This is a genomic window from Candidatus Neomarinimicrobiota bacterium (assembly GCA_030743815.1).
In the GTDB taxonomy this organism is placed as follows: Bacteria; Fidelibacterota; Marinisomatia; order Marinisomatales; family S15-B10; genus UBA2146.
Genome location: JASLRT010000101.1, coordinates 1 through 22,219, shown reverse-complemented (window position 1 = coordinate 22,219; position 22,219 = coordinate 1). Strand labels below are relative to the sequence as shown.

Genomic DNA, 22,219 nt, shown 5'->3' with positions numbered 1-22,219 from the left:
TCGTAGCTTGCGGACAATGATACCGCTCAGATCTTACGATAGCGAGAATGCATTTCACTCTGTAATCACTGCCTAAAGTCTTATCGATCTGACAGGCTTCCACAATAACAAGAAAGCCCCACCGAAGCGGGGCTTTTTTATTAGCACTTGCTAAAGTGTTATTTGATTTTAGAAACGAAATATTATACCAGCGTTGAAATATCTGGGATGAGCTAAGAAAACTTCTGCGCTAGATGCATCATGATCGCCATCATCATGATAACCATTGTAACCGCTGTTATCAACAGCATCCTGAACATAAACCGCATCTAGTGCATTGAATACATGTAGGAAAGCTTGCAGGCCAACAGTTTTTCCGCCAGCATCAAAGCTGAAAGGAAGATCATAATATGCATGTAGATCAAGTTTAGTGTATGAAGGAGTTTCCCACGATTGAGCTCTATCTGCATCAGCATCTGTACCATCATACTCACGGTCAGAAGGACCCCATTCAGCAAAATGACGAGCATATTTGCCCCACAATGCTTGTATTTTAGCTCCCTCCATAGGAGTTAACGTTGGACCTAAAACCACACTCCATTGAGGTTGGTCGCCAATCCTTAGTCCGTCAAGCGCATAGTCATATTTAGCTTGTTCACCAGTGTCATAATTCTTATAGGTACCACTTGCATCACCATCATGTTCCCATTTTCCAAATGATATTGCACCCATAAGGCTAAACATATCGTTAAATTGCGCATTAGCTTCTAATTCCACGCCTTGGTGGCTTTGGTCAACACCTGTTAAGAAAACCATTGCGTCAGCACCATCACTTGAACCTGATGCAACATATTTAACCTGATTACGATCCTTCCATTGAGTATTGTAAAAATTTACATTTCCCCACATGGAACCATCATTAGATCTGAACTTTAAACCTGCTTCTAAGCTAGTAAACGTTTCATTAAGAGGATCCGTGGATATTGTTCCATTGTTATCATCAATAACATTATCAAGAATAGGCACTTTTTCTACATTCCCAACATTCACATAAAGCTTAGCTTGATCACTAACTTTACCTATGACAGGAATTGCATTCAACATTGACATTGCACCTCCTAGGTCATACATAACACCAGCCTTGAACTGCATCGCAGAAATTGGAGATGCTTCAAACTTTGGTTTACCAGCAAGAAAGAAATTCTGGTGCGTGTAAGTAATTGAAGAAAATCCAGCCATACCATAAGCGCTTAACGCATCTTTTGTATAATTACCTTGAGCAAAAAATCCAAGCCAATCCACGGTATTTGTATTATGATAGACAATAATATCACCTAGTCCTGCTTGATATCCATCCGGACGGTTCTCATCATGAGTCTCAACAAAATAATCACCACCTAATAAGTCACGTACTTCACGGGCATGCTCGATTTCAGCAGTTCTCCAGTCAACGCCAACTTCAAGAGTAGTCTCATCATTCAAATCATAATTAAGTTTAGAGATAAGGCCATATGTATCTTGTCTATTAATACTATTTCTGAGTATTGCATCTGACTCACCAAGACCTTTTTCTTCGCCTTTTCTAGTCTCAGCACTCTGGTTCATAGCAATTGTTGCATCTAGATCGAAAACACGAGAAGGGCCAGAATAATCCCATATGAAGCCATCGTTATTTCTATGAGTACCTGAGCCACCACCAGAACCACCAGACCAGTAAAAAACAGAGGATAGTCTCATTTGGTCATTAATAGTCATGAAATGATTCAAGTTTACTAGTGGTTTATGAAAATAATTTTCACGTTCATTAATAAAGTTAGGGTCATGACGATCTTTTGTTTTCGCACCATACATATCATAATACTGTTGTCCTGTATAAGAATCGCTAACCTTTGCCCAATTTTGGCTATAGAATCTGCCACTTTCGGCGCCAGGTTGAAGATCATGGGAACTAGCTTCAGCAAATGCATCTAGAGCAGCTTGAGAATAGCCCAATTCATCTTTTGCAAAATCATGGCTATAAGCCGCAGCATTTTGCTTCCATAGATTTTGACCATGACGCTGTGGAGCACCAATCGCGTATAATTCCAAGCGATTGTTTTCATTTACAGCATAGCTTGCACCAAGATAATACGCCCAGGCATCTGTCCATTGTTTATCAATTACACCTTCGCCAGTTTTTCTAACAACCGTAGCGCTAAATGCGTACGTATTATTTAATAAACCTGAGCTTAAGTTTGCTGTTGTTTTTAAGAAATTACCTGCACCCAGTTCTTGTTTGAACATTCCGCCAGCCTCCATCGCTGTAGGATCAGTAATCACATTCATTGTACCACCAATAGATGGTGCAGCAAGGTTTACAGCGCTGAGGCCTCTTTGCATCTGAATAGATGAGGTTACATCACCAACCCCGTCCCAGTTAGACCAATATACCCATCCATTTTCCATATCATTTTGAGGTACACCATTAATCATAACAGCAACATTCCGTTGATTAAACCCACGAACGTTTATACGGGCATCTCCTGCACCACCACCTTGGGCTGTAGCATATACGCTAGGAGTTGCATTTAAAGCTAATGGAATATCTTGAGATCCAAGACGGAATTCCATATCGGCTTTACTAACATTTGAAAATGCGACAGGAGTGTTTTCTCCTGCTCGTGATGCCAAAACCTCTAGCCCGGACATTTGCAGAACAGCAGGGGATAAAGAGAAATTCACCACAGCGGTACCAGCACCAACTGTAACGGATTCGCTAGAAGATGTGTAACCGATCACTGATGCAGTTACAGTATAGGATCCAGCGGGTACATTCTCGATCAGGTACGAGCCGCTGGCATCGGCGGCTGCGCCTAAATCTGTACCATCAACAACGACATTTGCACCAGCAAGTGGTCCACCTGTCTCAGCATCTGTAACCGTACCGGAAACACTCCCTTGAGCAACCAGACCGATCGGTATCAGAATCAGGACGAAGAGTGGCAGGTAAGTTCGTAATTTATCCATGATTTGTATTCTCCTAATGATGATAATTGATTGCGATTTTACTCGACCGAAGTAAAGTACTTTCTGTAATTGAACCCTACTCCTACTCACTTAATTAAGTGCTATAAATTGTCTATCTCTAATCAATTTTGCAACTATTTTTTAGAGCAATATTGATACGAAGAGAATTGCAGTGCAACCGAGGATTCCCTCGCATTTTAGATCCCTGATTATTTCCATAAGTACTGAATAAGATCTTAATGTTAGCTGCGAATCATCTCGATTTCACCTTCCTCAATCATTTTCAACATCGCGATTAACAAATCCTATGTTAGAGTGAAGCAAGCATATTAGTAGATTTGTGTTAGGATGATAACCATTCTTATGAATCTAGCCTGATGTGAAGCGTTGTTGTTTTGTCCTTATGTTTAAGAGAAGTTCGCTCTAAATTCAATCAGCTTTAGGGCCCATAGCTCAACGGTAGAGCGCCGGACTCATAATCCGTCGGTTCCAGGTTCGAATCCTGGTGGGCCCACGCTCTCATTTTAAATTCTCTCTTTTCAGTTTCCCTGGCATTCCCGTCTCTTCGGACTTTCAGATGTAATTCTCAGTTTCTATTTGACTCAATCTACCGTATGTTTACAACACTGTGAGTTCGACTCTGTCAAACCATTTCCTGGTGGCGGTACCGCAACTGGTAGGTCCCTTCTTCGCCAAAAGCATCGTTCTGATTATTGACAACAGCAATCAGGGCAGTACCGGCATAGTCTTGAACCAACCGACTGACCACACGGTATCTGAGCTCAACAAGAATCTGAAGACAAGCCGCCGCGGGAACGACCGTCTCTTCCTGGGAGGACCTGTTGATCCGTCAGCGGCCATTGTTGTTCACGACGAAGTGTATCAGGGTCCCGATACTAAACGGGTTACTGACAGTCTGGCGATGAGCAAGAGTCTTGAAAGCTTACTAACCATCACTCAGAGTGAAAGCATCACCTTCCGCTGTTTCATCGGTTATGCGGGATGGGCATCCGGTCAGCTCGAAGCGGAGATTGCTCTCGGAAACTGGCTTCTCAATCCCGTCATTCCGGAACTGGTGTTTACTGATCAGCCTGAGGGACTGTGGGATAGCGTCCTCAGTGAAATGGGACTCGATCCACTGACCATTGGCCACGGTGCATTCGATTGAGCAAAGAGTGTGACTCGTCCAAAACGGTTGCTTCCACCCGCCGATGTTCTTAACAACGATATACAACCACACTAACAGTCAGTCACGTAATCCTCGTGCACCCTCAGCCGTGATACGTCTCATCACCTTTGCCATCCTTGTCAGCGGTTCAATCTTTCCGCAGCAACAAGAGGGCAGTTCAGATTTTATCCACTCACTGACCGGAGTACATGGAGTGGAATTCGGGATGAACAGGCAACAGGTGATGGAAAGGATCAACAAACGTTTCGAGAATCCCCCGGCTTATGAAATCAGCAGACAAGGTTATACACTCGTTGAATTTAGCGGCTTAAAATCGGTGAAAATTAAGAGTAGTAAACTACGTTTCTTCCTGACACCTGAAAGAGGCGTCTTTCAGATCGATGAGGTTTATATCTTAAGATGGGACCTGCAAAAGTCGGACAGCGACAACCTGGATAATCACCGCAGGTGGTTGAATCTGCTGCTGAGAAAACTGCGCCAAGAATACGGAAAAGAGGAATTTCTGGAAACGACAGATCTTGCAAGCAGGTTTAGACAGGAAGATTTTGTAACGGCTACGTGGTCATTTCCGGATGACCGCTGGATACATATCATCTACGAACCCCAGGACTGGAGCGTCTTTCCGGAAATGAACAAGATTCTCGTCAGCTACCGCTACGCGTCAGCCGATCCGAGACCCCGCTGAGCCGGTAGCTTTCTTTAAACATCATCATTACCGAGCTTCCCCAGTAGCTCAAATCGGTAAATTCCTATACTGTGACCATCACGCCAGAACGGTTGCAATGCATAATGCCTCACGGTTCGCACTTCCGACAGCCGGTACCCCTCCTCTCATTTTGGTCTGCCGTAACCCATATAGACATTACCCAGCGCATCTGTTTCACCACTGCATTCGGCACACGGACAGGTGTCCCTCAGAGCCGCCGGCTGGATGTAGCTTTCCCGCCCATCTGACCATCTGATGATGAGCATATCGTTGACGATCTCAAATGTGTCAAGGGAGAGAGAATTAATGCGTTCAGCTCCTTGTTTCGACCATAGGATTCTTTTAAATTCGCCAAGCATTGCCCGCTCCCGCAAGATTGAATTAGGGATTGGGTTCGTAGCTCAGTTGGTCAGAGCGTTGCGCTCACATCGCAAAGGCCGCAGGTTCAAGTCCTGCCGAACCCACTGAAAGGAAGGCCGTGCCGACGAGTCAAGTCGGGACCGAACCTGACAATGAAAGTGAACTTAGAGAGAACAGTCACTCCGATGCCCACCCATAGAGCGGCACGCCGCGGGAAAAACCCTGTAGTTGGGGGTTGTAGGCGGTAACCCATGAGAGGACTTGGATCATGGCTCGCTTCCAAGCCCCTCAAAGTAAGCTGTTATCTGATGCACCATTCAGGTGCATTTTTTTTACGATTGAGGAGAGGTGATGGGAGTTCTTAGTGAACTGATCAAACTTCAAGAGGTTGATTCTGCTCTGATGGAGCTCGAACAACTGAAGGGTAATCTTCCGAGGAAAGTTGAAGAAATGATAGCGAGAATTGATCATCTTGCCGCTTCTATCCAGAGGAGTGAAGAGAGACTGACGGAAATCGACCTCGAAATCAGAAAGATTCAGGGGATGGAATCAGACAGGAAGACCAAAGTAGAAAAGCTGCAGGATCAGCTCTATCTGGTCAAGACCAACCGGGAGTACGACGCCCTGATGGCAGAGATCGACCACCTGAAGAAAGAGATTGATGACGAAGAATTAAGGGAACTTGAACTGAGTGAAGAGCACGACGGACTGGAAGAGCAGTTAAAGCTGGACAAGACCCAGAACGAGGAGACGGCAACCGAGCTGGTAAAGCAGAAAGCGGAACTGGAAAAGACAATTCAAAGCACGGAAAAAGAATACAAGACTCTCACTGTCAAACGTACCGGAATCTTACCGAATATCGACATGCGCCACATGAGGCTTTATGATCGTGTCCGACAAGCAAGAAATGGCGTAGCTGTTGTCCCAGTCACCAACCACTCGTGTGGCGGCTGTCACGCCCACCTCACATCGCAATCTATTGTTGAAATCAGGAGAAGCGAGGGGGTAACTCAATGCAATTCCTGTCAGCGCATGCTCTTCTGGTCCGGGAACTAACTGGCTGTTTTCGGTTAAGAATTAATTAACGCTTTTTGAAATCAGAGTTGGTCGGGTGATCGCCTCGATATCGTCAGCGATGTCGGGGAGGAAAGTCCGAACACCGCAGGGCAGGATGCCTCCTAACGGGAGGAGTTCACCAACGGAAGTTGGGGAGCATGGAAAGTGCAACAGAAAGTAGACTACCCCGATCCGCCTGCCGGCGGATCGGGGTAAAGGTGAAACGGTGGTGTAAGAGACCACCAGTTCCGACGGCAACGTCGGGAGCTCGGTAAACCCCATCCGGTGCAAGATCAAATAGAAGAGCATGAGGTAGCCCGCCTCACTACGACTCTCGGGTAGGTTGCGTGATCCCGACCGCGAGGCCGGAACCAGATGAATGATCACCGTCCCGACATCATAGATGTCGGGGTACAGAATTCGGCTTACAGACCAACTCTGATTATTTCTTTTCATGTCAATCTGGAACATTAAATCCCCTGATCAGCAAACCGTTCAAAGACTCCAGAAGGAGTTTAACGCACCTGAGATCATTGCGAAAGTCATGGCCAACCGGGGAATCAATTCCCTGACCGATTCAAAACCGTTTTTCGATCCGTCCCTCGATGACTTGCACGACCCATTCGGTATGCTCAACATGAATACAGCGGCCGAAAATGTCGCTTATCATATGGAAAACCGGAAACCAATCATGATCTTCGGCGACTACGATGTTGACGGTATAACCGGTTCGTCCATGCTCGCTCTGACCCTGAAGACACTGGGAGCGGATGTATCTGTATACATTCCCGATCGTGAAAATGAGGGCTACGGTCTCTCAAAGACTGGTATAGACCACGCTGCTGAGAAAGGAGCAACTCTGATTATTACTTGCGATTGCGGTATTAATGCGGTGGACGAGGTAGACTATGCTAAGGGTCATAATATTGAAGTCATCATCACTGATCACCATACACCGGATCCGCGGCTGCCGGACGCCTTTGCCATTCTCAATCCAAGACAGCACGACTGCGAATACCCGTTCAAAGGGCTGTGTGGAGGCGGCGTAGCATTCAAGCTGGCTTCGGCAGTGGCTGAAGTGCTGGATGAGGATCCCTTCGTTGCTTATCAGCATCTCGATCTGATCACGCTGGGCACCGCAGCGGATATCGTCCCTTTAACAGACGAAAACAGAATCATCACCTATCACGGGCTTAAGCAGCTCAAGGAGACGGACAACCCGGGTCTCAAGGCCTTGCTGGAGACAAGTAACCTGATTGATAAGGAACTCACGGTCGGGCGACTGCTGTTCTGGGTAGCACCGCGCATCAACGCCGCCGGAAGAATGGGTGACGCCAACCGTGCTGTACGGCTGCTCATCACGGAGGATTTTTTCGAAGCGACCCAGCTGGCGCGAGCACTGGACAACGAGAACCGGTCACGACAGGCCGTTCAGCAGACCATCGTCGATGAAGCTATCCTCATGGTAAATAACGAAGTAGATCTGGAAAACGACAAAGCGATTGTGTTATGGAAAGAGGGGTGGCATTCCGGAATTATCGGCATCGTCGCATCCAGAATCAAAGAGGAATTCTGTCGACCGACGGTCATTATCAGCGTGGACGGTGATGAGGGGAAGGGATCTGCGCGCAGCATTCGCGGTTTCGACCTGTACCAGAATCTGGCCAGATGTGCTCGACATCTCATCGGTTTCGGCGGCCACCCTATGGCGGCCGGGCTTACTATATCAGCAGCAAATCTTGAACCGTTCCGGGAAGAATTTCGTAAAATAGCTGACAGTACGCTGTCATACGATGATCTGGTGAACAGACTTGACATTGACGGTGAAATGTCGTTAAATGTAATAGATAAAAGATTCATGGATTTCATTCGGAAACTTTCTCCTTACGGCCCCGGGAATATGAGGCCGGCTTTTGTTTCCACTGAGGTGAAAGTCAGTGGAACTCCCAAACTGGTAGGAAAAGGAAATCATCTCAAGTTCACCGCGCGGCAGAATGGAATATCTTACGATGCCATCGGCTTCAATCTTGCCGAGCACTACCAGCATCTTATTACCGGTAATCCTGTCGATCTTGTATACGTTGTTGAGGAAAATGAGTGGCAAGGAAGAAAAACTATTCAACTGAATGTGAGAGACATTAAACCAACCGGAGTTAATCAATCATGAGACAATCACACATTACTGGGATCGGACACGCTGTACCGGAAAATGTAGTGACGAACGCCGATCTCGAAAAACTGATGGACACTTCAGACCAATGGATCACGGAACGGTCGGGAGTTAAGGAAAGACATCATGTGAGAAGCGACGAAGAGACGGGTGCATCGGACCTGGGCGTTCAGGCAGCGGAGATCGCACTGGAGATGGCCGGCGTCACTCCCGATGATATCGATCTGATCGTATTCGCAACTATTTCATCAGATTACTTCATGCCAGGCAGTGCCGTAATGGTACAGGAAAAGATGGGTATGCAACATATAGGGGCATTTGATGTTCGCGCCGCGTGCTCCGGATTTATTTACGGTTTGAGCATCGCTGACCAATTCATCCGCACCGAGATGCACGATAATGTCTTGCTAATCGGTGCTGAGGTCCAGAGTGTTGCCCTCAAACTCGATACGGAACACCGTGATCTGGCTGTTCTCTTCGGAGACGGCGCTGGAGCAGTTGTTCTTCAGCCCAGCCATGACGATGCTGGAGTACTCTCAACTCACCTCCACTCCGACGGCTCACATCTGAAGGATTTGTGGCTGCCAGCTCCCGGAAGCAAGTATAACCCGTTCAACAGCAAAGAGTTGATCGATAAAGATCTTCACGTCCCCTACATGAACGGCCGTGAAGTTTTTAAAAACGCCGTTGTCCGCTTCCCGGAAGTCATTCATGAAGCGCTCGATCACAACGGTCTCACTCTGAACGACGTGGCTCTGATTATCCCTCATCAGGCCAACTACCGCATCAGTCAGGCTGTGGCAAAGCGACTTGGCGTAGGGATGGACAGAGTCTACAGCAACATCCACAAGTACGGTAACACGACGGCAGCTTCCATCCCCATCGCTATGTCTGAAGCATATGCTGATGGCAAGATTTCGTCGGGCGATATTGTCATTCTGGCGGCATTCGGGTCAGGATTCACCTGGGCATCCGCCGCCATTCGCTGGTGACCCTCTTGAGCGGATAAATTTGTGACCTTGCTCCGCCACCCCTAAATTAATATACAAAGAATTCACGTTCGAAAAGTTAAAGATACCAGTGAGATGAACGACCTTTTCCTGACAGAGGAACAGATAATGCTGAGAGATATGGTGCGTGATTTCGCAGCCAATGAAGTAGCTCCGGTCGCCGAAGAGCTCGACCGCGATTCCCGCTTTCCGGAGGAAATTGTGACCAAGATGGTCGATCTCGGTCTCATGGGCATTCCCATTCCTGAACAGTACGGTGGTGCCGGGATGGATCACGTCGCCTACGCCACTGCAGTGTACGAGATGGGGAAGGTTTGCGCCTCAACAGCCATTACCATAGCAGCCCACACTTCTCTCGGCACAACACCGATCCTGCTTGTAGGAAATGAAGAACAGAAGAAGAAATACCTGCCCCCTCTCGCTTCAGGTGAAACAATTGGTGCCTTCGGGCTGACTGAACCCGAAGCGGGAAGCGATGCCGGTGCAACCAAGACAACGGCAGTTCTCCACGGGAACGAATGGGTAATCAACGGTGGCAAGATTTTCACAACTAATGCCGGTGTTGCGGGAATCCTCACCATAACGGCCGTTGTAATTGAGGATGGTGAGCAGAAAGGGATCGGCGCGTTCATTATCGAAACTGATAATCCGGGTCTCAGGATAGGTCCTGCCGAAAAGAAGATGGGGTGGAAAGCTTCTGATACGCGACAGCTTTTCTTCGAGGACCTGCGTATTGCCAAAGACAATCTTCTCGGATCTCCCAAAGAGGGATTTAAAACATTCCTGAAAACACTGACCGGGGGGCGCATTTCTGTCGGTGCGTTATCGGTAGGAACGGCTGAGGGTGCCTATGAAGCGGCCCTGAAATACTCTCATGAGAGAGAAGCTTTTGGCAAACAGATACATAAGTTCCAGTCGGTAGGTTTTAAGCTGGCGAATATGGCCACAGATATTGAGGCCGCAAAGCTGCTCGTCTACCAGGCCGCGAAAAGATACGACAGAGGAGAAAACACCATCAAAGAAGCTGCCATGGCCAAACTCTTTGCCTCTGAAACAGCTGTGCGGACTACTACAGAGGCGATCCAGGTTTTTGGCGGTTACGGCTATATCAAGGACTATCCGGTAGAACGTTACTTCAGGGATGCCAAAGTGCTCACCATCGGCGAAGGGACCAGTGAGGTTCAAAGGCTCGTCATCTTGCGTGAAATTCTCAAATCGATAGATAAGGGGACCTCCGCAGCCTGAGCACATTCTTCCCTATGCCTTTACGCAAGAACAAAGAGCAGACTGAAAAGAAAGACCCCAACCGGCAGGCAATCATTAACCGAATACTCATATTCGGCGGACTGACCCTCCTACTGTCACTGTTCTTTAAGGGGGGTAAATCGCTGGAGTACAACTACCAATCAGGAGACATCACCAGAGAGGAGATTGTCGCTGAGTTTAACTTCCCAATTCTAAAGAAAGATGAAGATCTAAAGGCCGATATTGAAGAAGCCTTCTTTAATGAACCTTTCCGCTTCGAAAGGAAAAAGGAGATTGTTGAAGAACAAATTGCGGAAATGAGCGCCTTTATAAGATCTATCAAAGATCTTTCGCGAGGAAGGAAAACCTTGCAAGAGACACGGCAGAGGTTGTGGGAAAAACGGTACGGCGAAGAATATGAAGAAGCTAAGACAAGAGTCTCAACAGATAGTGCCGCTCTGGCAACCATCGAGGAAGACTTTCGCAGTGAGTATCAGTTTGATGTGACAGAGCCGGAGTGGGAAGCGTTTATAGAATTAAGGCAACCGGACGCCACAGAAATCAATCTGGATGAATTCGAGGAATACCTCATCAATATCTGCCGCAACCGGTGGGCCGAGGGAATCCTCGACATCAATAAAACTGAGATCAAAAGTGCCCAGGTTGCAATTGTCTCCGGCGACGTTTCGGAATTGATGGAGATCAATGATTGTAACGATCTTGAACAGGCGTGGACCAAAGCTCGCGTAGAAATAACAGATATTTATCCCGAAGAGGAAAATATTCTCAGGGAGATCGGCTATAAAATTATTGTGGAATTCATGTCACCGAATGTCGTCTTCAACAGAGAGGAGACAGAACGCCGTCAGCAGCTTGCCACAGCAAAAGTTCCACGCTACCAGGGTATCGTTATGGAAAATGAGCGTATTGTGGATGCTAACACGCGTGTGACACCGGAAATCCTGCTAAAGTTGAAATCATATCAATCTGAAATCGATAAAAGAGAGAAGACTCAGAAAGGGATAGCGGTTATCCTGCCGTGGATTGGACGCTTCCTTCTGGTGGGCATCATTCTCTCCTTTTTTCTGGTATTTCTAGGAACCTATCGCCTTGAACTGTTCGAAGATATAAAAATCCTGTTACTTTTCTCGCTTATGTTCTTGATAATGGTGGGCGTATCTTACCTGTTCGTTATCACCTTCGGATTTTCAGAGTATCTTATTCCGTTCACAGTTGCCGCTATGGTCCTTACCGTACTGTTCGACGGCCGGATCGCCGCAATGTTTTCCGTCAGTCTCGCCGTCCTCGTGGCGTTCCTTATCGGTAGTAAACTCGATTATGCTGTCGTCTCACTATTTACCACTATGAGTGCTATTCTTGCTGTGCGCAAACTGCGTACGAGGGCCCAACTGTTCTCAGCTATTCTCTATATTGTCAGCGCCGGTATTGTAGCTCTCCTGGCCCTCGGTATTCTGAAGCGGATCGACTGGACTACCACGGGTAATGATATCCTCTTTATTCTCATCAGTGGAATTCTGGCGCCGTTTATCACATACGGCCTCAGTGCTCTTTTTGAGATATTATTCGATGTCACATCTGATCTGACGCTGCTTGAATTAACAGACTTCAACCATCCGCTGCTCAAGAAATTGTCACAAGAGGCAAACGGCACTTTCAACCACTCCGTGGTGGTAGGAAACCTGGCGGAGTCGTGTGCGGCTGCCGTGGGCGCAAATGCACTTCTTTGCCGCGTTGGCGCTTACTATCACGATATCGGTAAATTGTCAAGACCTGAGTACTATATTGAAAATCAGTTCAGCGGTGTAAACCGGCATGACGAAATTTCCCCCTCCCTCTCAGCCCGTATCATCGCCAGTCACGTCAAGGAGGGTCTAAAGCTTTCCAAAGAATACAGCCTCCCTTCTGCAGTGAGCGACTTTATTCCCATGCACCACGGCACCTCACGGATGGAATATTTCTACCAGAAAGCTCTCAAACAGGCCGAAAAAGATTCTACAACGGTAAACGAGACTGACTTTCGTTATTCAGGCCCCAGACCAAACACCAGAGAGACGGGCATCCTGATGATTTGCGAATCGGTGGAAGCAGCAACACGTTCGCTGAAGAATCCTGATCTGAATAAGATCGAAGCCATGGTGGACAAGATCACTGAGGAGAAGCTCAAAGAAGGTCAGCTGGATGAGTGTCCCCTCACCATGAAAGACCTCGCTAAGATTAAAGGGGACGTCCGCGGTGTGGACGGCATGCTCCCAGTTATCAGAGGCATTTACCACCTCAGAATAGAATACCCCGGCCAGACAGTTTCCTCTTCGAAATCAGACGGTCAATGACCAGCGTCAAAACAGAGGTAGTAAACACGGACCTCTCTCCCGATGCTGAAACCGTCTCAGACCTGGTAACATCCATTCTTGCAGATGGCGGTGTTCAGCTGGGCGATGTTACCGTTATTTTCGGCGGTGATGGAATGCTTCACTCCCTCAAGCGACAGTTCTTCCACAAAGACGAGTACACCGATGTGATCGCTTTCAGGCTGGACGCGTCCCCGGACGAACAGTTTGAAGGAGAAATTTACATCAGTGTGGAAAGAGCGGCAGAGAACGCGGGCATCTTCGGCGTTTCACTAGCCAATGAACTGGGACGACTCATCTGCCACGGAGCACTTCACCTGTTGGGATACAATGACGATACAGACGAGAGAAAGACCGAAATGAGAGAGTTCGAGAACAGGTATCTTTCACAGTTTTCGGTTGACAGGTTCCTTTCGTGACTATTCTTCTCGAAGTCGGAATCTTCATTCTTATGTTGATGCTATCGGCCTTTTTTTCCGGCGCCGAAGCGGCCTTCTTTTCACTTAAAAAATCACACCTGACCGATTCCAAACAGCACAAAAGAATACTCAGACTTCTGCATCAGCCGCGACGCCTGCTGATAACAATCTTGACGGGGAATACCCTTGTCAATACGTCCATGGCATTTTTTGCAGCCCTTATCACCGCTGATATCGCCACGAAGGCCGGCGCCAACATCGCGCTACTACTCCTGTTGGAATCGATCATTGTCAGCGTCACTATACTGCTCGTAAGCGAGATTACACCGAAGATTCTGGCCATCCGCAATTCGGAACAGTTCAGCATTCGCGTGGCGGCACCTGTCAGGATTATCAGTATCATACTCTATCCTATCGCCCACCTGCTCTACAGCCTAACGTACGTTGTGAGCAAACTGATGCGCTGGAGAAAAGAAGAGTTGTTTGACTCTGAGGAAGAGCTGAGAACACTGGCAGATCTCGGCGCCGACAGGGGTACCCTGAAACATCATGAGAGTGAAATGATTAAGTCTGTATTCGACTACGGGGAGACAGCCGTGCGGGAAATCATGGTGCCGCGGACAGATATTGTGGCGATGGAGAAACGGACTTCCCTTAACGACGCACTGAAAGTCATTCGTCAGTCGAGATTCTCCAAGTTTCCCGTTTACGATGAATCACTGGACAGAATAGAAGGAATTCTCTATGCCAAGGATATGCTGCCCTATCTGAATGGACAGAGGAACAGCAAGGAGCTGTCGGGCATCAGCCGGGAGCCCTTCTTTGTTCCGGAGTCGAAGCAGATTGATGAACTGCTGCGAGACTTTCAGCGGCAGCGGCAGACCATCGCCATAGTGGTGGACGAATACGGAGGCACCGCAGGGCTGGCCACGCTAGAGGATATTGTAGAGGAAGTGGTGGGTGAAATCCGGGACGAATTTGATCAAGAGGTGCCACTTGTAACCAAAACCGGTACCCATCAGTGGCTGGTGGAAGCAAAAATTCCAATCAACGATCTGGAAGATGTTATTCCGGTCTCATTCCCTGACGACCGGGAATATGATACCCTTGGCGGATTTCTGCTGGACCATTTCGGCGATATACCTTCTGCCGCAAGTCAAACGGAGTACCAAGGGTTCCGATTCGAGATTAGAAATTTGTCAGAAAATCGTATTGTTAAAGTTTTGGTGTCCAGAATAGAGGAGGAAGATGAGCAAGAATAAGGAATTCGATGAGCTTGTAACCATTGTGGAAAAACTGCGGGGAGAGGACGGTTGTCCGTGGGATAAAGAACAGACGCACGCTTCCCTACTACCGTTCTTCCTTGAGGAAGCCTACGAAGTGATAGAGACCGTTGACCAGAAGGACTGGCATACGCTCGCCGAAGAATTGGGCGATATTCTACTGCATGTCGTCTTCCAGGCAAATATTGCAGAGCAGAACGACGAGTTCACTCTGCAACGGGTCATCAGTGGTATCAATGAAAAACTCGTCAATAGACACCCCCACGTCTTCGGCGACAAGGAGGCTGACGGCGCCTTCAACGCCAAGCAGAACTGGGAAGCGGCCAAGCAGGAAGAGAAGGGGCGCGAATCGAGGTTGGATGGTGTCCCCGTCACACTCCCTGCCCTCATCAGAGCTCAGCGATTACAGCAAAAGGCCGCCTACGTTGGCTTTGACTGGGAAGAGACGGACCAGGTGTGGAACAAGGTGCACGAAGAGATGGAAGAGTTGAAAAATGCAGAATCAGCTGGAGCGATAAAGCATATGGAAGAAGAAGTAGGCGATCTCTTTTTTGCTCTCGTCAACCTGTGTCGATTCCTCGACATCTCAGCTGAGGACGCTCTGAGAAAAGGAAATCAGAAATTCACTAAACGGTTTCAGGCGGTGGAGAAAGAGTTAAGACGACGAGGGAAAAAACTGGAAGAAACTGATTTAACTGAGATGGATAAGATCTGGAACAGCCAGAAAAAGAGTACTTAGCGTCTACCCCTCAACAATCTTGATATAAACTTTTCTTGTCCGGGGACCGTCAAAGTCACACAGGAAAATCCCCTGCCACGTCCCCAAAACGAGCTTCCCGTTTTCTATGAAAACAGTCTCAGATGAGCCAATCATACTCGTCTTGATGTGGCTGTCGGCGTTACCTTCCAGATGATGGTAGCCCCCCTTATGGGGCACCAGTTTGGTCAGTTGCATCTTAATGTCTTCCGCTACGTCGGGATCGGCGCTCTCGTTGATGGTGACGCCGCAGGTTGTATGAGGGACGTAGATAACAACCATCCCGTCTTCCACCCTGCTCTTGTTCACTTCTTCCCGGACCTGACTGGTGATATCAACAAAGTCAATTCTCTGATGCGTGGCGACAGAAAGTGTAATCATCCGAGCCCCACATCGAGTGCCATCATGATAGCGAAGCCGAGCATCCCATCGAGGACTCGACGGTTCATCTCTTTGAATAGGAATACTGATGTAGCTCCCAGTGCCGTCATACCCCACGTAAACAGGCTCGCAAGAAACGTCTGCGTCAGAGGTTCTAGACTTTTAAACCATTCCATGACAGTTAATTCTCAGAGATAGATCCTGATATTTTTTCGTCCTAAGGCGAGAATCGTAAGCTACTGTCGCCTCAGCACCACCCAGGAGAGGTCCAACCTAGCAATAAGAAGCCACCTGATGGCCACTCATCTATGTCAGCATTTAATGATGGCAATTCCACCATTGAATATAAGCTGGACGTGCTTACAATTTGTCGGCGTTTTCACTTAGGTATGCAGCAACACCTTCAGCTGTATTCACCATACCATCGTCACCTTTTTGCCAACCGGCTGCACAGACCTGTCCGTTCGCTTCGAAAAACTGAAGTGCCTCAACAATCCGAACAACTTCATCCATATTGCGGCCCAAGGGTTCATCATTGACGATTTGATGTCGAACGATTCCATTTTGATCAATCACAAAAGTGGCACGCATGGCCACCCCGGCAGGATAATAGGAATCACCACCATCTGATTGAATTCCGTAAGACTGGGCAATAGAATGATCCATATCAGCAGCCAGGGTATATTTTAATTGTCCTACACCACCTTTATTTATTTCCGTATTCCGCCATGCATGATGGGTATGGTGTGAATCAATTGAAATACCGACAACTTCAACACCGAGTTCGGTGAGTTTATCCGTACGATGATCCATGGCGATCAATTCGGAAGGACAGACAAAGGTAAAATCCAATGGATAAAAGAACACAACAGCATATTTCCCATCACGAGCCTTGGTAAAGTTGTAATCGCCAACAATCGTATTATCAGCCAAAACAGCTTGGGTGGAAAAATCCGGTGCTTCTTTTCCTACGAGTACACTCATTATTCATTCTCCTTTTTTATTCGTGTTTATTACATGTTCCAATGATGATCATTTCTACATCATCTACTTCAAATTTATAATTCTTTTTTACAGTCTTGCGAATCCCGTCATCCAGTAAATGGACATCAATGAAATCCCCACAAATAGAGCATTTTAAATGGTCATGGGGTGTCTTATTCCAATCATAGCGTGTACTATTATCATCACAGATTACCCGCAGAAAACCTGCTGCTGCTAGATGTTTAAGATTCCGATAGACCGTTCCTAGACTGATATTGGGAATCTTTCTTTTTGCCTTGTGAAAAATCCAATCAGCTGTTGGATGCGAGTCTGTACTTTTCACAATTTCACGGATTGTCTCTCTCTGATGGCTGTATCGCATGAAAACAGTTTAAATAGAAATGAAAGGTGAAACAACATAAATAGTAATAGTTACTATTATTAATTTAGGTCACATAGATTATTCATGTTGACATTCATTCATCTTACCAAGGAAATTTGTTTGAGATATATGATGAAGAAGGTGCTATTTCTTTGCACGGGAAACTCTTGCCGATCCCAAATGGCAGAAGGTATTTTGAGAGATCTGGCCGGGGACCGGCTTGAGGTTTTCAGCGCCGGCACTCACCCCACGCGGGTTAACCCTGCCGGCATAAAAGTGATGGCCGAATGGGGTATCGATATTTCACATCACACCTCTGACCTCGTGGATGATTACCTTGATGTATCCCTCCGAAATATTGCCAGTACCACCCTTTACCGTAGGGTACTTTTTTCTTCTTCAAGAAGTCTACAAATGCGCTTGTCTGATAGCGATAATTGATCCAATCAGTCAGTGACACTTTCATCTCTTACGCCTTCTTCGATACCCACACTTCATCACCTCTCACGTGGACGTCAAACTCATCAAGAGGTTTCGGGGGAGGTCCACTCACATTCTTGCCAGAAAGGTCAAAAATTCCGTTGTGGCAGGCACACCAGATCTGATTGAGATCTTCACGATACTGCACAATACAGCTGAGGTGACTGCAGGTGGCGCTGAAGGCTATATATTCATCCTCTTTGACTCTCACAATAATACCCGGGATACGACCAAATTGAAAGATAGACCCCGTGCTCACTTCAAAATCAGCTACAGTTCCGATCTGGAGAGATGAAATATTGGCCTCCGGAATCTTCGGCGGGACGATGTAGCGACCGACAGGATACAGAACAGAGTTGAGCCAGATGAGAACGCCGAAACTCATGAGCCACTTCAATAAGGAACATCGTTCCGAGTCTGAGTCCTTCTTCATTCAGGGTACAGGAGGTAATAGACGATAATAAGAAGTTTATCGCATTTTGATTACATGAACCAAAACAACTATCCCCCTTAGCTCTCACTGTCTCTTTCTCTCAACTGCGAACTCTACAAGAACAACTGATGAATCAAAATAAAACTGGAATTATAAAAACTATCTGTTGTAGCTTCTTTCTGAAAATGAATAAGGTTCTTTTTCTTTGTACTGGAAATTCATGTCGTTCACAAATAGCGGAAGGCCTCTTACGCCATCTCGCTGGCGACCGTTTTCAGGTTTTTAGTGCAGGAACTTATCCGAGCCGCGTTCATCCGTGCAGTATTGAGGTGATGCAGGAGTGGGGTATAGATATCTCCAGTCAGACTTCAGATCATGTGGACGACTATCTGGAAGAAGGCATAGACATCGTTATTTCGGTGTGTGATGATGCACAGCAGATCTGCCCCACTTTCCCGGGAGATGTGAAGAGGATTCACTGGAGTATCGAAGACCCGTTTGGCAGCTGGAATACGGCATACGAAAACCTGGACAGCTACCGCAAAACCAGAAACACCCTAAAAGAGAAGATCGATGAATTTATAGTCGTCCAGAAGCAACACTCGGCTGCTGCTAGCTAGCATTCGATGATAAAGTCAACTTATCAATCAGATCAAACTAAAAGGAGATAATGCCATGCCCGATGTAGGAACAGTACTTAAGAGTGAGATCAGCCGATTGGCGCGCAAAGAGGCTAAGAAAATGGCTGCCGGTCTGTCCGGATCTGTGCAAGACTTGAAGAGACAGCTCCGGCAGCAGAGAAAGGAAATAGCTGACTTACATAGTGCTCTTGCCACCAAAATGGATCGCCGGGACGAAGGAAAGATCAGCCCTGAGCTTTCACAAGAAAAACCGGCGGCCAGAGTCCGTATCAGCGCCGATTCCGTCAAATCTCATCGCAAACGGTTGAAGCTGTCTCAGAAACAGCTGGGTCAGCTGGTTGGGGTGACCACAATCACGGTGAGCAACTGGGAGAGAGGAAAAAGTACGCCGCGAGGAGAGAAACGCGAAGCTTTCGCGATCTTACGGGATATGGGACTGAAAGAAGTAAAGGAACGCCTCGCAAACATTCAGAGTTAAGATTACGTGTCGTCAGACTGATCTCTAACTTCATTTAGTGCCATGAAAAAGGAGGAGGTTTTACACTTAACCTCTTTCTTCAGTCAAGGGCTTGCGCAGCACATGTAGTCTTAGACAGCAGCGAGCTCAATACATCTCGATATGTTCTCGCCAACCATAACTATGAAACAGTCAGTGACGCTTTTCCTTCTATCTGTTCCACTCGGCGGTCAGATTCTCATCTCAGAAATCATGTTCGACCTCGACGGCACCGACAGCCCAAACGAGTTCGTGGAGATTTTCAATTCATCCCTCAGCGAGAGTATCGATTTGGCCGGATGGACCATCAGCGATAGATCGTCTCAGGATGAACTGACAGATGCAGGCACGGGAATGCTTCTTCTGCCCGGCTCGTATGCGGTAATTCTGGAAGGCGATTACGAAATGGAAGGCGGACTGTACCAAGGAATCATCCCGGACACAGTACTCGTACTCAAGGTTGACGACAACAGTATTGGCAATCAATTGAGTTCTTCAGATTCGCTCTTTCTCATCAGCGCCAGCAACGACACAGTGGACAGCCAAGGCTGGGCAGACATTTTTCGCCCCGGTTATTCACTGGAAAGGAAACGGTTCGATCGCCCGAGCGTAGCCAGCAACTGGACCATCAGCATCGATTCCCTCGGATCGCCGGGATATCTCAATAGTGTCACACCACCTGATATCGACGTGACGCTCGATTCGGCAACTGTTACTCACAATCCCCTCTTCCCCTTTCCGGATGAAGAGATTCTCCTGTCCATCCCAGTCTATAATGAAGGAATGCAACCGATAAGCGGTACCGTTTCGGTTATCGAAATGGGTGAGCATCTAACAGCGTCGCCGTTTGAAGAAATAGCCGACGCCGATTCTATTGAACTGCGCATGACGCTGCCTCCCCTCACTTCCGGTATTCACACGCTGCAGATAGTTGCTGAAACCGAAAGTGACGGCAACCGGGGAAATGACGCGGTGGAACACGAAATTATCGTGCGATACAATAAGAGAGTATTGACGCTGAACGAGTTCCATTATGCTCCCGGTTCTGATGTGCCGGAGTTCATAGAGATAGTCAACCTTTCGGACAACGTTATTGACTTGGCCGGGTGGGGCTTTTCTGACGCCGACACGAGCAAGATTCGGCTCATGCCGCAATACTCCCTCCCGTCTGAGGGATATGCGGTGCTGACGGAAGATTCAATGGTGAATTGGGCTTTACCACCCGATGCAAACACTCTTTTCTCTCCCGACGGCTTCCCAAGTCTTAATAACAGCGGCGACGCCATTTACCTGTTTGATCCCGCGGCAGCGGTGGCCGACTCCCTCATCTACACGCCTGAGTGGGGCGGCGCAGGGTATCGATCGGTGGAGAAGCTGAATCCGACGCTCGACTCGTCAGTCCGGTCGAACTGGGGAACCTGTGTCGCCGAAGGTAAAATGACCGCCGGCGTTCAGAACAGTATCTTCCTGGAATCACTTCCAGCCACCGGCTCAGTGCTTCTGGAACCCAATCCCTTCTCGCCAGATGGAGACGGTCACGATGACCTTCTGTACATTTCATATCACCTCCCCTTCACACAGGCAAATGTTTCCATTCTTATCTTCGACAGACTGGGACGTTCCGTCCGTATGCTGGCGAACAATCTCGCCAGCGGTTCACAGGGCACTCTCAATTGGGACGGTCTGACTGACAGCGGTGAACGGGCGAGAATAGGGATCTATATTCTTAAGGTGAGTGCGGTCGAGGCGAATTCGCGCAGAAACGCGGAATGGGTAAAGACAATGGTGCTAGCCGAGCCATTACGGTGATTGCATTTCCCATACAGGACTTCTATATTCACACCCCATGAAAGAGCAAAATTTCTCTACACTGTTCAAGGTTCTGTCCAGCGAGCAGCAAATCCTCCAAAGGACTGACCAGAAAGCGTTTACTATGCTGTCGATTCTTGGCGTGTTCATGGTTTTCTTCATTGTCCATTTTCTCAAGGTACAGCTGGACTGGTTCAAGTTCGTCATGGTAATCATCTATTTCATAGCAGCCCTCATCGCCATTGTAAACCTTATTCTGGTTATCGTACCGAGGATCAGGAAAGACAAACCTCACTCAGGGACGGAAGGAATGAGTCCAATGTTCTTTGGCGGAATCAGCCAGTACCAGTCGGCGGAGGCCTATGCTGAAGATCTTATGAGAGTCGGCGATGACGCAAAACAAACCTACAAAATGTTCGCCGCCCAAGTCTATTCGCTTGGCCAGATCAATAACTACAAAAATTTGGCTCTGAAACGGGCGATTCTCTTTTTTGTCGTCGCCATACTCTCTGAACTATTGATCATTATGTCGATGGCCTGGGCCCGAGCACTCCCCTATCTTTTCCCAGCCTCGTAGTGCACAAAGCACGCTTTCTGACACTCATCGCCTTCATCAATTTTATGAGCTGTACTCCGCAGGTACAGCAAGGCGAACTTGGTCCGCCGGGACCTCAGGGCGAGTCCGGACCGGCAGGCAAGCAAGGACCTCCCGGTGAACAGGGACCTGCGGGACCTCCCGGTCCATCCGGTAAATCTATCCCTTCTGAACTGTTGATCGAACTGAGGTCGAGCCTTGCTACCCTCAAGGAAAACAGTTCACATGAAGAAAAAATTGTAGCCGTAGTGTCGTTCAGCTTCGGTATCGCTCCACCCATCATGGGATTTGCTGTCTTGACAAACAATGGCAATATCTACCGTATGGTGAATAAGAATCCGATCACAATCGGTGATTCATTTGATAAATCCGTTAGAATTGATGAGCGGGACGACTTCGTTTCCCTCACGGTTCTCCCCGGTACTGACGGCTCGCAACAGTTCTACCTCGCGTTGACACGGAATGGCCG

General features: G+C 47.7%; 21 protein-coding genes, 2 tRNA genes, 1 other RNA gene and 2 pseudogenes. 19 read left to right on the top strand and 7 right to left on the bottom strand.

Annotated elements, in window-relative coordinates; genetic code table 11:
• Positions 1-168: 168 nt before the first annotated feature.
• The gene (locus tag QF669_08605) at positions 169-2,985 is read right to left on the bottom strand and encodes a TonB-dependent receptor (protein MDP6457488.1); all 2,817 of its coding nucleotides are present in this window, start codon (positions 2,983-2,985) and stop codon (positions 169-171) included.
• 442 nt (positions 2,986-3,427) lie between these two features.
• Between QF669_08605 and QF669_08600 the strand changes: the two genes are divergently transcribed.
• The 3 genes from QF669_08600 (at position 3,428) to QF669_08590 (ending at position 4,859) form a co-directional block, all read left to right on the top strand.
• Positions 3,428-3,499, top strand: a tRNA-Ile gene (locus QF669_08600).
• 114 nt (positions 3,500-3,613) lie between these two features.
• A complete protein-coding gene (locus QF669_08595; GenBank protein MDP6457487.1) occupies positions 3,614-4,153 on the top strand; it encodes a YqgE/AlgH family protein in 540 nt (179 codons plus the stop codon).
• Positions 4,154-4,262: 109 nt separating this feature from the next.
• The gene (locus tag QF669_08590) at positions 4,263-4,859 is read left to right on the top strand and encodes a hypothetical protein (GenBank protein ID MDP6457486.1); all 597 of its coding nucleotides are present in this window, start codon (positions 4,263-4,265) and stop codon (positions 4,857-4,859) included.
• A gap of 14 nt (positions 4,860-4,873) precedes the next feature.
• On the opposite strand, the pseudogene QF669_08585 reads toward QF669_08590, so the two are convergent.
• A pseudogene (locus tag QF669_08585) lies at positions 4,874-5,146 on the bottom strand (DUF971 domain-containing protein).
• Between the two features lie 124 nt (positions 5,147-5,270).
• On the opposite strand from QF669_08585, the gene QF669_08580 reads away from it, so the two are divergent.
• The 10 genes from QF669_08580 (at position 5,271) to mazG (ending at position 15,531) form a co-directional block, all read left to right on the top strand.
• Positions 5,271-5,344: transfer RNA gene (locus QF669_08580), tRNA-Val, on the top strand.
• Between the two features lie 247 nt (positions 5,345-5,591).
• On the top strand, positions 5,592-6,296 hold the full coding sequence (locus QF669_08575) for a C4-type zinc ribbon domain-containing protein (GenBank protein MDP6457485.1): 705 nt from the start codon (positions 5,592-5,594) through the stop codon (positions 6,294-6,296).
• A gap of 43 nt (positions 6,297-6,339) precedes the next feature.
• Positions 6,340-6,740: RNase P RNA component class A (gene rnpB, locus QF669_08570), an RNA gene on the top strand.
• A 10-nt stretch (positions 6,741-6,750) separates the two neighbouring features.
• Positions 6,751-8,463, top strand: coding sequence for a single-stranded-DNA-specific exonuclease RecJ (gene recJ, locus QF669_08565; GenBank protein MDP6457484.1), 1,713 nt, complete (start codon positions 6,751-6,753; stop codon positions 8,461-8,463).
• Positions 8,460-9,458 carry a beta-ketoacyl-ACP synthase III gene (locus QF669_08560; protein ID MDP6457483.1) on the top strand — a complete coding sequence of 333 codons (999 nt, stop codon included), beginning with the start codon at positions 8,460-8,462 and terminating at the stop codon, positions 9,456-9,458. The genes recJ and QF669_08560 overlap by 4 nt, the downstream gene beginning before the upstream one ends.
• A gap of 93 nt (positions 9,459-9,551) precedes the next feature.
• On the top strand, positions 9,552-10,721 hold the full coding sequence (locus tag QF669_08555) for an acyl-CoA dehydrogenase family protein (GenBank protein ID MDP6457482.1): 1,170 nt from the start codon (positions 9,552-9,554) through the stop codon (positions 10,719-10,721).
• A 14-nt stretch (positions 10,722-10,735) separates the two neighbouring features.
• Positions 10,736-13,072, top strand: a complete 2,337-nt coding sequence (locus tag QF669_08550; protein MDP6457481.1) for an HDIG domain-containing protein — start codon at positions 10,736-10,738, stop codon at positions 13,070-13,072.
• The gene (gene ybeY / locus QF669_08545) at positions 13,069-13,509 is read left to right on the top strand and encodes an rRNA maturation RNase YbeY (GenBank protein MDP6457480.1); all 441 of its coding nucleotides are present in this window, start codon (positions 13,069-13,071) and stop codon (positions 13,507-13,509) included. Before QF669_08550 ends, ybeY begins: the two co-directional genes overlap by 4 nt.
• Complete coding sequence (locus QF669_08540; GenBank protein MDP6457479.1) at positions 13,506-14,771, top strand: hemolysin family protein; 1,266 nt, start codon at positions 13,506-13,508, stop codon at positions 14,769-14,771. Before ybeY ends, QF669_08540 begins: the two co-directional genes overlap by 4 nt.
• Positions 14,758-15,531, top strand: coding sequence for a nucleoside triphosphate pyrophosphohydrolase (gene mazG / locus QF669_08535; protein ID MDP6457478.1), 774 nt, complete (start codon positions 14,758-14,760; stop codon positions 15,529-15,531). Before QF669_08540 ends, mazG begins: the two co-directional genes overlap by 14 nt.
• A gap of 3 nt (positions 15,532-15,534) precedes the next feature.
• On the opposite strand, the gene QF669_08530 is transcribed toward mazG, so the two are convergent.
• The 4 genes and pseudogenes from QF669_08530 to QF669_08515 all read right to left on the bottom strand — a co-directional run bounded on the left by QF669_08530 (position 15,535) and on the right by QF669_08515 (position 17,296).
• Positions 15,535-15,930: a secondary thiamine-phosphate synthase enzyme YjbQ gene (locus QF669_08530; GenBank protein ID MDP6457477.1), complete on the bottom strand. Its 396-nt coding sequence runs from the start codon at positions 15,928-15,930 to the stop codon at positions 15,535-15,537.
• Between the two features lie 17 nt (positions 15,931-15,947).
• Positions 15,948-16,106, bottom strand: a pseudogene (locus QF669_08525) (ZIP family metal transporter).
• 184 nt (positions 16,107-16,290) lie between these two features.
• Positions 16,291-16,914 carry a peroxiredoxin gene (locus tag QF669_08520; protein ID MDP6457476.1) on the bottom strand — a complete coding sequence of 208 codons (624 nt, stop codon included), beginning with the start codon at positions 16,912-16,914 and terminating at the stop codon, positions 16,291-16,293.
• 16 nt (positions 16,915-16,930) lie between these two features.
• Positions 16,931-17,296, bottom strand: a complete 366-nt coding sequence (locus QF669_08515) for a transcriptional repressor (protein ID MDP6457475.1) — start codon at positions 17,294-17,296, stop codon at positions 16,931-16,933.
• Between the two features lie 132 nt (positions 17,297-17,428).
• Here QF669_08515 and QF669_08510 point away from each other — a divergent pair, with 132 nt between their 5' ends.
• Complete coding sequence (locus tag QF669_08510; protein MDP6457474.1) at positions 17,429-17,737, top strand: arsenate reductase ArsC; 309 nt, start codon at positions 17,429-17,431, stop codon at positions 17,735-17,737.
• A 28-nt stretch (positions 17,738-17,765) separates the two neighbouring features.
• Here QF669_08510 and QF669_08505 read toward each other — a convergent pair whose 3' ends face one another.
• Positions 17,766-18,161 carry a Rieske (2Fe-2S) protein gene (locus tag QF669_08505; protein ID MDP6457473.1) on the bottom strand — a complete coding sequence of 132 codons (396 nt, stop codon included), beginning with the start codon at positions 18,159-18,161 and terminating at the stop codon, positions 17,766-17,768.
• A 233-nt stretch (positions 18,162-18,394) separates the two neighbouring features.
• Between QF669_08505 and QF669_08500 the strand changes: the two genes are divergently transcribed.
• The 5 genes from QF669_08500 to QF669_08480 all read left to right on the top strand — a co-directional run.
• Positions 18,395-18,829, top strand: a complete 435-nt coding sequence (locus QF669_08500) for an arsenate reductase ArsC (GenBank protein ID MDP6457472.1) — start codon at positions 18,395-18,397, stop codon at positions 18,827-18,829.
• A 55-nt stretch (positions 18,830-18,884) separates the two neighbouring features.
• Complete coding sequence (locus QF669_08495) at positions 18,885-19,328, top strand: helix-turn-helix transcriptional regulator (protein ID MDP6457471.1); 444 nt, start codon at positions 18,885-18,887, stop codon at positions 19,326-19,328.
• A gap of 162 nt (positions 19,329-19,490) precedes the next feature.
• On the top strand, positions 19,491-21,155 hold the full coding sequence (locus tag QF669_08490) for a lamin tail domain-containing protein (GenBank protein ID MDP6457470.1): 1,665 nt from the start codon (positions 19,491-19,493) through the stop codon (positions 21,153-21,155).
• Between the two features lie 124 nt (positions 21,156-21,279).
• A complete protein-coding gene (locus QF669_08485) occupies positions 21,280-21,732 on the top strand; it encodes a DUF5706 domain-containing protein (GenBank protein MDP6457469.1) in 453 nt (150 codons plus the stop codon).
• The coding region (locus QF669_08480) for a hypothetical protein (GenBank protein MDP6457468.1) at positions 21,732-22,219 on the top strand (488 nt) is incomplete at its 3' end. The genes QF669_08485 and QF669_08480, both read left to right, overlap by 1 nt.

What these genes read in the sequence shown, in the direction of transcription:
- QF669_08575 (MDP6457485.1), top strand. Translation starts at nt 5,592, where the DNA reads ATGGGAGTTCTTAGTGAACTGATCAAACTTCAAGAGGTTGATTCTGCT.
- QF669_08500 (MDP6457472.1), top strand. Translation starts at nt 18,395, where the DNA reads ATGAATAAGGTTCTTTTTCTTTGTACTGGAAATTCATGTCGTTCACAA.
- QF669_08485 (MDP6457469.1), top strand. Translation starts at nt 21,280, where the DNA reads ATGCTGTCGATTCTTGGCGTGTTCATGGTTTTCTTCATTGTCCATTTT.
- QF669_08530 (MDP6457477.1), bottom strand. Translation starts at nt 15,930, where the DNA reads ATGATTACACTTTCTGTCGCCACGCATCAGAGAATTGACTTTGTTGAT.
- QF669_08505 (MDP6457473.1), bottom strand. Translation starts at nt 18,161, where the DNA reads ATGAGTTTCGGCGTTCTCATCTGGCTCAACTCTGTTCTGTATCCTGTC.
- QF669_08510 (MDP6457474.1), top strand. Translation starts at nt 17,429, where the DNA reads ATGAAGAAGGTGCTATTTCTTTGCACGGGAAACTCTTGCCGATCCCAA.
- QF669_08550 (MDP6457481.1), top strand. Translation starts at nt 10,736, where the DNA reads ATGCCTTTACGCAAGAACAAAGAGCAGACTGAAAAGAAAGACCCCAAC.
- QF669_08560 (MDP6457483.1), top strand. Translation starts at nt 8,460, where the DNA reads ATGAGACAATCACACATTACTGGGATCGGACACGCTGTACCGGAAAAT.
- QF669_08555 (MDP6457482.1), top strand. Translation starts at nt 9,552, where the DNA reads ATGAACGACCTTTTCCTGACAGAGGAACAGATAATGCTGAGAGATATG.
- QF669_08605 (MDP6457488.1), bottom strand. Translation starts at nt 2,985, where the DNA reads ATGGATAAATTACGAACTTACCTGCCACTCTTCGTCCTGATTCTGATA.
- ybeY (MDP6457480.1), top strand. Translation starts at nt 13,069, where the DNA reads ATGACCAGCGTCAAAACAGAGGTAGTAAACACGGACCTCTCTCCCGAT.
- QF669_08495 (MDP6457471.1), top strand. Translation starts at nt 18,885, where the DNA reads ATGCCCGATGTAGGAACAGTACTTAAGAGTGAGATCAGCCGATTGGCG.
- mazG (MDP6457478.1), top strand. Translation starts at nt 14,758, where the DNA reads ATGAGCAAGAATAAGGAATTCGATGAGCTTGTAACCATTGTGGAAAAA.
- QF669_08515 (MDP6457475.1), bottom strand. Translation starts at nt 17,296, where the DNA reads ATGCGATACAGCCATCAGAGAGAGACAATCCGTGAAATTGTGAAAAGT.
- QF669_08490 (MDP6457470.1), top strand. Translation starts at nt 19,491, where the DNA reads ATGAAACAGTCAGTGACGCTTTTCCTTCTATCTGTTCCACTCGGCGGT.
- recJ (MDP6457484.1), top strand. Translation starts at nt 6,751, where the DNA reads ATGTCAATCTGGAACATTAAATCCCCTGATCAGCAAACCGTTCAAAGA.
- QF669_08520 (MDP6457476.1), bottom strand. Translation starts at nt 16,914, where the DNA reads ATGAGTGTACTCGTAGGAAAAGAAGCACCGGATTTTTCCACCCAAGCT.